The following is a 12,628-nucleotide window of genomic DNA, read 5'->3' as shown; positions in this document are numbered from 1 at the left end:
TCGTCCCACGGTTTACCTACTGGGGACACGCCTCCTTAGCTCAGATGGCCAGAGCGGCCGCCTTGTAAGCGGCAGGTCGTCGGTTCGATCCCGACAGGAGGCTCGAAGCACGGACTGAACGTCGTATAATGCTTTATACAGGCAGGCGACAGTCTGCGTGGAAATCTTACCCCTGAGTAAGTTATCCAGAGGCCTTCCCCCCCCAACTATAGGCTTCTGGGACCGGACGGAGCGTCCCCCAACCAGCTCCCTCCGGTATAAGGGGGCGGGAACATCCCCTTCTCTCCCGCCCCCTTTTTTCTTTTATCCTTTTCGATGCACCGGCACCACGCCGCGAAGGATCGTCATCGGAGCGGTCCCCACCGACACACCGAATTGTGGGAGAATGGACAGGTATGGCGTCGCAGCACGATGACGACACCGACGAACCGATACAATGCAGCGGTAGTGATCCGACAACGGGAGGAATGCCGTCATGGCCAGACGATGGACGCCGAAACGATTCACGACGATGCGCCGTATCCGAGTGGCCGTCTGCGTAGCCGTCGTGGTGATCGCCTCCACCGCCACCTTCGCCCTGACCTCCCGCAAATCGATCGCATTGGACATCAATGGCGAAACCACCACGGTCACCACCTACGCCATGACCGTCGACAGGCTGCTCAGGGACCAGGGCGTGGACGTCAAGACCCACGATCAGATCACCACCACATCCGGAAGCCGCCTGCGCAACCATGACGTGGTCACCGTACGCAGCGCCTACCAGACCACCATCACCATCGACGGCCAGGAGGTGCCGTTCTGGACGGTGGCCACCAGCGCCGACCAACTGCTCGGATTCTTCGAGGCCAATGAGCATGAAGCGGCCCGGATCACCGTGAACATCGACAATGTCTACAGCCAGCTCACCGGCGGCCTGGTCATCAACGAGAACGGCCCGGTGACCGTCATCGCCGACGGCAAGAGTTCGCAGGCCCCCGACGGCAAGCTGCCGGCCGCGTCGATCCTGGATTCCAAGGGCATCGTTCTGAACAAGGAGGACCGGGTCAGCGTGGAGAAGGACGGCTCGCAGACCATCCTGCGGGTCCGGCGCGTCACCCACGGCGAGGAGACCCGTACGGAAACGGTGCCGTTCTCCACGCGGACCATCATCGACCCCACGCTCGCCCCGGGGCAGACCGTCATCCGGCAGGAAGGTTCGAACGGGGAGATCCAGCGCGTCTTCGACGTCACCTACGTGGACGGGGTGCCGGAGAGCGAAACCCTGATCTCCGAGACGACCACCGTCATCGCCATCGACCAGATCATCGCCGTCGGTCCGGAGGAGATGGACTCGCCGGACGATACGAGCCATGGCCAGGCCAACGCCGGCAGCAATACGCAGGCCCAGCCGGAAACCGACGAACCGTCGACGCAGCAGCCGTCCGACACCACGGGCGGTTCGTCCTCCGGCAGCGGCAGCGGGTCCGGTTCGGGATCGTCCTCGGGCGGATCGTCCTCCGGAGGATCGTCCTCCGGGGGCTCGTCGCAGACGCCTCCTTCCGACAACACCGGCAACGGTTCCGGAGGCAATTCCGGCGGATCGTCGCAGGGCCGCCTCTGGCATCCGACCGTGGCACAGGCCCAGACCTACGCCGCCGGCGCCGCCGCGCAATACGGATGGACCGGCGCCGAGTGGGACGCGCTGGTCTGGCTGTGGAACCACGAATCCAGCTGGCTGTGGTACGCGGATAACCCCTGGTCCGACGCCTACGGCATCCCGCAGGCCCTGCCCGGTTCCAAGATGGGGCCCGGCTGGCAGGACGACGGCGCGGTGCAGATCGACTGGGGGCTGAGCTACATCGCCCAGCGCTACGGCAGCCCGACGCAGGCGGTGGCATGGTGGCAACAGCACAACTGGTACTGACGATTGGCACCGACAACCGATACTGACGGCACGGCCGGCGCCCACCGGCCCATCGACGAGGAACGAGAAGACAGGGGAATCATGACGGATCATGCGACCATGACGGACGGCGGCCGCCTGCTGGGTGCGGCCGACATCCGGCGCATAGCCGAGGAGGAGGGCATCAGCCCCACCAAGAAGTTCGGTCAGAACTTCGTCATCGATCCGGGTACGGTCCGGCGCATCGTCCGCGAGGCGGGCGTCGGCGCCGACGATACCGTTCTTGAGGTCGGCCCGGGATTGGGGTCGTTGACCTTGGCCATTCTGGAGACGGGCGCCACGCTGACCGCCGTGGAGATCGATCCGCCGTTGGCCCGGCGTCTGCCGACGACCGTGGCCGAGTTCATGCCGCAGGCCGCGGACCGGCTCACCGTCATCACCAGCGACGCCCTGGCGTTGACGCCGGATATGCTGCCCCGGATGGACGGCCGGTTCACGCTGGTGGCCAACCTGCCGTACAACGTGGCCACGCCGATCGTGCTCACGCTGCTGGAACGGTTCGACGGGCTGGACTCCTTCCTGGTCATGGTGCAGAAGGAGGTCGCCGACCGACTGGCGGCGGGCCCCGGCAGCAAGATCTACGGCACGCCGAGCGTCAAGCTGGCGTGGTACGGCACCGCCGAACGGGCCGGCGTGATCGGCCGTAACGTGTTCTGGCCGGCGCCGAACGTGGATTCGGCGCTGGTGCGCTTCTCCCGCTATGCCGAGCCGCGGTTCGCCGGCGCGGACCGCGCCATGACGTTCTCGCTGATCGACGCCGCGTTCGGCCAGCGGCGCAAGACGCTGCACGCCGCGCTCAAGCGGATTGTGCCCGCCGAGGCCTTCACCCGGGCGGGCATCGACGCCACCCGCCGCGGCGAGACCCTGACCATTGACGAATTCGCCACCCTTTCCCGTGCCGTTCAGGAGGTTCAGGCATCATGACCGGTCCATCCTTTCCCGTGTCCGTCAGCGTGGATTGTCCGGCGAAGACCAATCTGACGTTGCGCGTCGGGCAGGCCCGCGCGGAATGGGGGAATCGTCACGCCCTGGATACCATCTACTGCGCGGTGAGCATCTACGACACGGTCACTGCCACCCGCAAAGCGCCCGGCACCGGGTTCTCGCTGGATCTGTCCGGCACCCACCTGGGGGATCTGGCCGCCTCCGGCACCGATATGCGCCGCAACCATGCGGTGCTGGCCCTGTTCGCCATGGCCGAGGCCAGCGGCCGCGAGCCGGACGTGGCGCTCACCATCGACAAGCGCATCCCCGTCGGCGCCGGACTGGGCGGTGGATCCGCCGATGCCGCGGCCACGCTGTTGGCGTTGAATACGCTGTGGGGCCTGGATTGGCCGTTGGAGCGGCTGCGCGAGGTGGCCGCCGGGTTGGGGGCCGATATGCCGTTCTGCCTGTCCGGAGGGTACGCCCATGGCACCGGATTCGGCGAACGCATCACGACGCTTGAGGAGGATCGGATCCGCCAGCTGCGCGACAGCGGGTTCGCCGGACCGTTGGTGGTCGGCGCTTATCAGGCCGAGCTGCGCACGCCCGAGGTCTACGCGACCTTCGACGAGTTGGGCGGCGACCCCGACCATGACAACGATCTGCAGCGCGCCGCCATCTCGTTGCATCCGCGCAGCGGTGCGGCGGTGCGCGCCGCATTGCAGGCCGGCGCCACGCATGCCTTCGTCTCCGGTTCCGGCCCCTCGGTGGTGGCGTTCGCGCCCGACGCCGCGCGACTGCAGGCGATTGCGAACGCGTGGCGCGAGTCGGCGGCCGTGGACCGCATCATCGCCGCGGACGCCCCGGCTACCCCAAAGGTGCACGTCCATACCGCATAGTCCGCATCAGCGTCAGCCACTGACGCTATGGTGGTAGCAATCATTCATGAAGGATTTTGGGAATATGGAACAGTACAACGACGAGCGGGAAGCCCGCAAACAGTACATCCGCCATCGCCAGCGCGTTGTGTTCTCGGTAGTCGGCGCGATCATGGCCGTGGCGCTTGTGGTCTCGATGCTGTTCTACTTCCACGTCTTCGGTCTGGGACGCGTCGGCACCCCCGTGCAGGCGCCGAACTACGGGGTCACCGCGCCCTGCTCCGCCAAGGGCGAGGACGGCACCCCCGCCACCACGGTGGACAACCCCTCGATTACCATCCGCGTGCTGAATGGCACCAGTTTCTCCGGTTTCGCGCAGGCGGTGGCTAAGGGATTGGAGAACCGCGGGTTCACAGTCCAGGGGTATGACACCCTGCGCGACAACAACAACGCCGGTGAGGGGTTCGTCACCACCGTGGAGCGCACGACCATCTACTTCGGGCGCAACGCCATCAACCAGGCGTATACGCTGAACGACAACTTCACCGACGCCATCATGGTGATGGACGACCGTGAGGATGCGCTGATCGACGTGGTGCTGGGCGCCACGTTCAAGAATCTGAAGGATACCGACGAGGTGCTGGCGCCGGGCTCGCCGATCGAGGACATCGAAGGCTGCCAGCCGGCGGATCAGATGACCGACCTGCCGGCCGCTCTGGCGCACTGATCACAGCGCCGCGTACCAGCGCTTCAGCTCCTCCACGGCCGTGTCATGGTCCACCGGCCCGTTATCCAGCCGGTATTCCAGCATGTGCTTGTAGGCGCGGCCGACCATCGGTCCGGGTTCGAGACCGAGTAGATCCATGATCTCGTTGCCGTCGAGGTCCGGACGGATCGCGTCGAAGTCCTCCTTCTCCTTGAGGTCGCGCACGCGCTGTTCCATCTCATCCATGGCCGAAGCGAACACCATGGCCTTGCGGCGGTTCTGCGTGGTGGCGTCGGCGCGGGTCAACCGGTTCAGACGCTCGTAGAGATGCCCGGCGTCCTTGACGTACCGGCGTACGGCCGAATCGGTCCACGGCTCGTCCACATACCCGTGGAAGCGCAGGTGCAGATTCACCAGCTCGGCCACATCATCCACCACATGATGATCGAAGTGCAGGGCCTTCAGACGTTTGCGCGTCATCTTGGCGCCCACGGCGTCATGGTGGTGGAAGCTCACCTTGCCGCCGGCCTCGAACCTGCGGGTCTTCGGTTTGCCGATGTCATGCATCAGCGCGGCCAGACGCAACGTCAGATCCGGAGCGGGCACGGGGCCATCCGGGCCGGTTTCCAACGCCACGGCGCGGTCGATGACGATCATCGTGTGCTCGAACACGTCCTTATGCCGGTGATGCTCATCGATCTCCAGCTGCAGGGCGGGAACCTCCGGGAACACGATGTCGGCCAGACCGGACTCGACCAACGCCTCGATGCCCGCACGCGGCCGGTCGGACAGCAGCATCTTGACCAGCTCATCACGCACACGCTCGGCCGATACGATGCCGATGCGGTCGACCATATCGGTAATCGCCTCGGCGGTCTCCGGCTCGATGCGGAACCCCAGCTGCGCCACGAACCGCACCGCACGCATCATGCGCAGCGGGTCGTCGTCGAAGGACTGCCGCGGATCGACCGGGGTGCGCAGCACGCCCTTGGCCAGATCGTTCGCGCCCCCGAACGGGTCGACGAACTCCAGGTCGGGCACGCGCAGCGCCATCGCGTTGACGGTGAAATCACGCCGGGACAGATCCCCCTCCAACGTGTCGCCGTAGCTGACCTCCGGCTTACGGGAGTCGGGATCGTAGACATCCGAGCGGTACGTCGTCACCTCGACCTGGACCTCGGTGCCGTCGGCGCGGCGGCGCATGGCCCCCAACGTGCCGAATTTCCGCCCCATATCCCAGAAGCCGTCGCGCCCCCAACGGCGCAGGATCGGCTCGAACTGCTCCGGGCGCGCGGACGTGCAGAAATCGAGGTCATGGGAACGACGGTGCAGCAGCATATCCCGCACCGGACCACCGACCAACGCCAACTCATACCCCTCATCGGCGAACAGACGGCCCAACTCGATGGCTTCCGGCCACACTTCGAAACTCACGCGCACCCTTTCGGCAGACGAATCATTGCGCCTACCAGCATACCGTCACCCTTCCACGGCGGATAAACGCCGCGCACCCGACACCATTACCCCACCTGCACATAGAGTTGAGTAAGGTGGAAACCATGATTACGCCCGCAGACCTTGCACGCATGCTCGCGCATGCTGCGGGCAACCATGCCCGAAACCCGCTGGAACCGGACGAGCTGCTATACACCTCCCAATCCCCGGAGCCCCGCCAGCCGGAACCCGCACGCACGCCGACCCCCGCCATGATGCCGCCGCGGCGCAACACCGACGGGCCGACCACGTTCGCTTCGCTGGACGCGCAGGAACTGCCGGTTGTCAGGGAGTACTCGGCGGGTGGCCTGGTATTCGACGACCACGGCCGTGTGGCGATCATCGCCCGGCATTCGCGCAGCGGCCACCTGGAATGGTGTCTGCCCAAGGGGCATATCGAGAAGGGCGAGACGCCCCAGCAGACGGCCGTCCGAGAGGTGCACGAAGAGACCGGCATCCTGGGCGAGGTCGTGGAGTCGATCGCCACCATCGATTACTGGTTCACCGGCACGAACCAACGCGTCCATAAACTGGTGCACCATTTCGCGCTGCGGCGCATCAGCGGCGAGCTCACCGTTGAGGGTGACCCGGACCATGAGGCCGAGGACGCGATCTGGGTGGACTTCGACGACCTCGACGACGTACTAAGCTATCCGAACGAACGCAAGATCGCATGGCTGTACGCCAGGAAACGCAACAGGCAGGAACAACAATCGTGACTCGCATCCCCGCTGGTATCGGACACCGCATATGCAGCCATGCCGTGGCATGGGTCACCGCCCTCATGCTGGCGGTGGCCATGGTCTGCATCCCGCAGGCGGTCGCCATGGACGACGGCACCGCCACGGACGCGGTCACCGTCGACATCAACACCGCCACGGCGCCGGTCACGGCGCAATCCGGATACCACCTCACGCTGGACATCACCAACCCCACCGATCACGCCCTGCCCGCGGGCACGGTCACCCTATCCACCAACGTCCACTACACCTTTATCTCACGCACCGATATCCAGCAGTGGGCGCAGGACGAGGTCGGCATCCCCACACCGCAGGTCCTTGCCGAGGTCCAGACCCCGGAGATCGCCCCCGGCGGCACCGCGACCATCGCCATCGATGTCGACGCCGACAACGCCGTGCTGACGTCCATCGCCGAGTGGGGTCCCAAGCCGCTGCGCGTCGACTTCCATACCGACGGCACCAGCGTGGAGACGCACACATTCCTGACACGTTCCGCCGAAGGACTGAACGGTGCCGCCACCCCGGCGCTGAACGTCACCGTGGCCCTGCCGTTGTCCAGCACCCAGTGGCAGGTCGACACGGATGACCTGACCACGTTGCTCACCGATGATGCCGACGCCGACTCCGACGTGATCTCGTTGAGCAAGACCGGCGAGGCCCAGGTCAAGGAACAGACCCAACTGCTGAACAACCACCCGGGGGTGCAGGTCGTCGCCGACCCCACATACCTGGATGCCATGCGGATGCCGATCCGCAGTTCGGCCATCATGCAGCCCGCCGGATTCGACATCACCGCCTATGCGGCGGCCGATACCGGCCGGTACGACCGCACCGGCATCCGCGCGGAGGACTGGAACGCCGCAACCGCCCTGGCGCAGTACCGGCAGGCGCTCGGCGACGACGAAGCCGAATTGGACGCCGTGGCCTGGCAGGGATCGGCATCGTGGACCCAGCAGGCGCTGACGACCGCCAAGCGGCAGGGGTATGACACCGTGGTCGCCACCAGCGATTTCAGCGATATGTCCCTGGGCATCGTACGCACCGACACCACCGTCGTCCCCACCGATGCCGGCGATGTCACCGTACTCGCGGCGCAACCCGTTCTCAGCGGATTGGCGCAGGGCCAGGCCACCAGTCAGACCGCCACGGCGGAACGCACCGCGGGCGGCCGTCTGGCCCGGTTCGTGGCGCAAAGCGCGTTCTATCAGATGGAGCAACCCTATACGGAACGCAACCTGCTCATCTGCCTGGACTCCTCCACGGACACCGCCACATTGGACGCCCTGCTGTCCGCCATCGAACAGTCGCCCTGGCTGCAGATGACGGACCTGCACACGCTGATGTCGGCCACGCCCTCCGCCACCGGACAGGACGCACTGCTCGCCGTGCCCGACGGCAATGGCGCCGGACAGGCCGTATCCGAGCGGTTCACACCCGCGTTGGACGCCTTGGGCAACGCCAACGACGTCGTCATCCGCTTCCGCGATTCCGTCCTCACCGATGCGCAGGAGGAATCGATGAAGGCCAGCGGGGACACCCAGGCATTGGCCCGCCAAGATGCCGACAGCGTGACGCATCGTTCCGAGGACACCACCGCATGGGTCAACCAACTGCTGGCCGTGAACCGGCGATGCGCCCTGCATGCGCTGTCCTACAACGCCACCGCGGACAGCGCCACGCTCGCCGGGCCTCAGACCATCGCCGAAACCCTGTCCAACGCCGTCAGGATCACCCCCATCGAGAGCCTGAACGTGGTCAGCGAAACGGCGAATATGCCCGTCACCGTCAGCAACGCCCTGCCGTACCCGGTACGGGTCCAGATTTCGGCGACCACCGATTCCATGACCATCGTCACCTCCCGGCTGGTCGACGTGGTCGTGCCGCCGACCAGCGAGGAGCAGACCACCCTGGCCATCCGCGTATCGACCTCGGGCACGGCCAACGCGCAGCTGACGCTGCTGGACCGTGAGGGGAACGCGTTCGGCGCCGCGCAATCGACCACCATCACCAGTGCGTTGCAGATCAGTGACATGAGCGGGTTCATCATCATCGTCTGCGCCGTACTGCTCGGCATCGCAGGCCTTTGGCGACAGTTCCACCGTGTAAAGGACCCCGACGAATGAGCTCCTCGATCGGACGCAATTCACTGATCATGGCCTCCGGCACCGCGGCCTCTCGCGTGACCGGGCAGATCCGCACCATCCTGCTCGCCGCGGCGATGGGCACCACCGGCATGGCGGCCAACGCCTATCAGGCCGGCGCCATGATTCCGCAGGTCATGTTCACGCTGGTCTCCGGCGGCATCTTCAACGCCGTGCTGGTGCCCCAGATCGTGCGCACGCTGAACAGCAAGGACGCCGAGGAACGGCTCGACAAACTCATCACCGTGGCCATCGTCCTGTTGCTGGCGGTCACGGCCCTCATGGCCGCGGCCACGCCGCTGCTGACGACGTTGTACGTGAACGGCAGTCCGGAACTGACCGCCCTGACCAACGCCTTCACGTTGTGGTGCATGCCGCAGATCTTCTTCTACGGACTGTATACCGTCATCGGCCAGATTCTGGCGGCCAAGGACCATTTCGGCACCTACGCGTGGAGTTCCGTGGGCGCCAACGTGATCAGCTGCATCGGGTTCACGGTGTTCATCCTGCTGTTCGGCGGGGCCGACCAGCAGTCGGTTGAGTTCTGGACCGCCGATAAGCTGGCGCTGACCGCGGGTGCCTGGACCGCGGGTGTGGCGTTCCAGGCGTTGATCCTGTTCGTGCCGATGGCTCGCATCGGCATCCGCTACCGTCCGCGCTGGGGGCTGCGGGGCATAGGCCTGCGTTCGATGGGGCCGGTCGCCGCGTGGAGCGTCGGCGTGGTGGTCATCAACCAGCTGGCCAATATCATCAACACCCGCATCACCACCAACGCCCCGGAAACCGCCGAGATGCGGCTGGGGATCAGCCAGTTCGACGTGGCGGGCAACGCCACCTACCAGAACGCCTATACCCTGTTCATGCTGCCGTACTCGCTGATCGCCGTGTCGGTGGCGACCGCGATGTTCCCGCAGATCTCCCGCGCACTGGCCGATCATGATCTCGATGACGCACGCCGGCAGCTCAGTTCGGCGTTGCGCAATGTCGGCGTGCTGATGTTCTTCTTCGCGGCCGCGTTTGTGGTGATTCCCGCGCCGATCACCCTGGCGCTGCTGCCGTCGGTGAGCGTGGACGAGGCGCTGCTGATTGCGGGGCCGTTGGTGGGCCTGGGCATCGGTTTGCCGATGACCTCGGCGTATCTGATTATTCAGCGCACCTTCTTCGCGTTCGAGGATGGCAAGCATCCCTTCGTGTTCGCATTCGCCGCCTCCGGCGTGCAGGTGGTCACCGTGGTTGTGGCCACGTTCCTGTTGCCGCCGCAATACTGGGTCACCGCGCTGGGCGCTTCCGTGTCCGTGGGCAACATCCTGTGCTTCCCGCTGCTGTTGTGGATGCTGCGCCGCCGGTTCGGCAATCGAATCGACGGCATGCGATTGGCACGTTCGTACGGCAAGGCCATCGCGGCCGCCGTTGCCGCCGCGGCCGTGGGCATTGTCCTGCTGGATCCGGTGTATGCATTGGTCGGTGCCGATTTCGGCGCCGATGCGGTGAACTGGCTGCAGGCCGTCGGCATATGCGTGGTATCGACCATCGTGATCACCGTGGTGTACGTGGGCGCCCTGTGGCTGATGCGTTCCGATGAGCTTTTGGCGGCGATCGGCATGGTGCGTTCCCGGTTTGGCGGCCGTACCGCGCGCAGCGGCGCCGCGGATACCGCAAAGGGGCAGAAGCCGCGGGATACCCCGGATTCTTCGGCCATCCCCGCCGATACAATAGCTACTAGTTCGCAACAAGCGTCCATTTCAATGTGCTCGGGAGTTGAGGGAAGCATGAGACCGCAGTTGGGAGATACCATCATCAGCCGTTACGTTTTGGTGTCGCCGCTATGCGAGGAACAGGGGCTGCAGGTCTGGAAGGCCACCGATCAGATCCTTGACCAGGAATGCCAGCTGTTCATCATCCTGGACGCAACGGCCGTTGGGGAGGCCGATACCGCCGCATCGGTGCTTGCGGCGTCGAACGAACACCATTGCACGCCCATCCTGCATATCCATCATGAGGATGACGCGCTGATCGTCGTAACCGAACCCGATGCCGGCATGAGTCTGTCCGAGTACCTGGGCAGTGAGCAGTTCGGTGCATTGGGGTACGACGCCATCCGCTCCATCATCGGAGACACCGCCTATACGGTGCGGCACCTCATGGACAACGGTGTCGTGCACCATGCGATTGACACGGATACCGTGCGCGTGTCCACATCCGGTGTCCAACTGGCGGACACTCCGGTGAGCATGATGATTGCGGATCCCGTCGAAACCATCGACTCGCCTTCCGCTGAGGAGCTTGCGGTCCGTCAGCTTTCGGCGTTGTTGTACCAGTTGCTGACCCATCGCCGGTTCGATACGGCGTCAGATGTGGAAGCGCTGCCGGAGAATACGCCGTATGAATTCCGATTGATCTGCTCCCGCGGACTGCGCATCGGGGATGAGGATACGCCGTTGGCCTCGATTCCCGAGTTCATGGCGTTGCTGAACACGTGGGTCACCGTTCCGGAGTTGGGCGATCAGCATCTCGCTCTCCCCTCCGCCGCCGGTCAGGCCTCCATCGAACGTATCGCGATTCGTCCGACCGCCGTTGAGGATCTCCTCCCGCTGCCCAAGCTGGTGACCTCCCGACCGATTGCCGACGAACCGGATGCCGACGAGGACAGCACATCAGCGGAGCAACCGTCAGCGGCAACCGCCGTCGCGGCCGCAACCGCCAATCCCGTCAAGTCACTCTGGCATAAGGGACGCGCGCTGCTGTCCGAAGGCATCGATTCGGGGCATCATACCGGCGACTCCGACAACCTGTTCGGCGGCCAGTACCCGACACAGGAACCGTTGGGCAACGAACGGTTGACGGTTCCGCTGGATGTGTCCGGCGTACGTGTCGAACCGGCCAATCCTTTTGAGGAGACCAGCCGCATCCCTGTCATCGACGACAACGGCGTTCCCGTCGAATCCGCATCCACCCGTGCCCTGCAGACCGAGCAGACGGTACCGGACGGAACGGTTCCGCCCAGCTTCACGCCGACGCAGGTGGTACGCGCCGAGGATCTGGACGACGAGGACGTATCCGACCAGACGATCTTCGGCCGGCTCACCACCAAAACCGTGGCAATCATCGCCGCCGTGGTCGTTCTGATTGCGGCGCTGTTCGGCACGATGCACATCCTGTCCAACAACTCGAGCGACCCGAACATCACCCAGACCGATGGCGAGGCCTGGCCGGAGTTCAACCCCGACGAGGTGCCGTTCGGCAGCGATGACGCAACCGCCGCATCCGACGACAAGGCCGACGACACCGACAAGGACGAGGATAAAGCCGACCAATCCGAGGACCAGTCGGATACGATCGAACCGGCCGGGCAGGACGGCAAGTCCGAGGATGCCGAAGACAAGTCCGACGCGCAACGTGAGCTCATCACTGCGGATAAAGAAGCTTCCGCCGTACCGACTCCTCGCCACGTCAACACCACGCCGTTCGAGATCCAGTCGGAATCGTTCATCAACGCGCCGTCGGCGAACGGCTATGGCTACGCGGTACATCTGGCCCAGCCGCAGGATGTCTACCGTATGGTCATCACCATACGTTCCTCCGGCGGACGTGGGTATGTCAAGGTCAACACCACCGACCCCAATGCCGGTGAGCAGGTGGCGGAGTTCACGTTCGCCGAGGGCGGCACCACCGAGGTCATGTTCGACACGATGGTGAACACCCAGGATATCCTGCTGTGGGTGCCGACCGAGGATATGCCACAGAACCAGCTGTACATCGACGAGATCCAGTTCTTCTGATTCGTCTTCCCTTGTGGTTTC

The 12,628-nt window shown here is 65.0% G+C and carries 8 protein-coding genes and 1 tRNA gene; 8 read left to right on the top strand and 1 reads right to left on the bottom strand.

Features of this window, described 5'->3' with window-relative positions; genetic code table 11:
* Positions 1-29: 29 nt before the first annotated feature.
* The 5 genes from BIGA_RS07670 to BIGA_RS07650 all read left to right on the top strand — a co-directional run bounded on the left by BIGA_RS07670 (position 30) and on the right by BIGA_RS07650 (position 4,474).
* Positions 30-103 (top strand) — tRNA-Thr (locus BIGA_RS07670).
* A gap of 372 nt (positions 104-475) precedes the next feature.
* The gene (locus BIGA_RS07665) at positions 476-1,906 is read left to right on the top strand and encodes an aggregation-promoting factor C-terminal-like domain-containing protein (RefSeq protein WP_033507658.1); all 1,431 of its coding nucleotides are present in this window, start codon (positions 476-478) and stop codon (positions 1,904-1,906) included.
* 81 nt (positions 1,907-1,987) lie between these two features.
* Positions 1,988-2,869, top strand: coding sequence for a 16S rRNA (adenine(1518)-N(6)/adenine(1519)-N(6))-dimethyltransferase RsmA (gene rsmA / locus BIGA_RS07660; protein WP_033507659.1), 882 nt, complete (start codon positions 1,988-1,990; stop codon positions 2,867-2,869).
* Complete coding sequence (locus BIGA_RS07655; RefSeq protein ID WP_033507660.1) at positions 2,866-3,768, top strand: 4-(cytidine 5'-diphospho)-2-C-methyl-D-erythritol kinase; 903 nt, start codon at positions 2,866-2,868, stop codon at positions 3,766-3,768. The genes rsmA and BIGA_RS07655 overlap by 4 nt, the downstream gene beginning before the upstream one ends.
* 64 nt (positions 3,769-3,832) lie before the next feature.
* Positions 3,833-4,474, top strand: a complete 642-nt coding sequence (locus BIGA_RS07650) for a LytR C-terminal domain-containing protein (RefSeq protein ID WP_033507661.1) — start codon at positions 3,833-3,835, stop codon at positions 4,472-4,474.
* On the opposite strand, the gene BIGA_RS07645 is transcribed toward BIGA_RS07650, so the two are convergent.
* Positions 4,475-5,887 (bottom strand): CCA tRNA nucleotidyltransferase, encoded by a 1,413-nt coding sequence (locus BIGA_RS07645; protein ID WP_033507675.1) that lies wholly within the window; start codon positions 5,885-5,887, stop codon positions 4,475-4,477.
* A 125-nt stretch (positions 5,888-6,012) separates the two neighbouring features.
* On the opposite strand from BIGA_RS07645, the gene BIGA_RS07640 reads away from it, so the two are divergent.
* From BIGA_RS07640 to BIGA_RS07630, 3 genes are read left to right on the top strand one after another with little or no spacing between them, the layout of a single operon-like run.
* Entirely contained in the window at positions 6,013-6,666 is a 654-nt protein-coding gene (locus BIGA_RS07640; protein ID WP_033507662.1) for an NUDIX hydrolase, read from the top strand.
* A 44-nt stretch (positions 6,667-6,710) separates the two neighbouring features.
* Entirely contained in the window at positions 6,711-8,810 is a 2,100-nt protein-coding gene (locus BIGA_RS07635) for a DUF6049 family protein (protein ID WP_237744090.1), read from the top strand.
* Positions 8,807-12,607, top strand: coding sequence for a murein biosynthesis integral membrane protein MurJ (locus tag BIGA_RS07630; RefSeq protein ID WP_033507663.1), 3,801 nt, complete (start codon positions 8,807-8,809; stop codon positions 12,605-12,607). The genes BIGA_RS07635 and BIGA_RS07630 overlap by 4 nt, the downstream gene beginning before the upstream one ends.
* Positions 12,608-12,628 lie beyond the last annotated feature (21 nt).

This window comes from Bifidobacterium pullorum subsp. gallinarum (assembly GCF_000741215.1).
Classification (GTDB): Bacteria; Actinomycetota; Actinomycetes; order Actinomycetales; family Bifidobacteriaceae; genus Bifidobacterium; species Bifidobacterium pullorum_B.
Note: the sequence above shows the minus strand (reverse complement) of the source record. Positions and strands in the feature narration are given on the sequence as shown.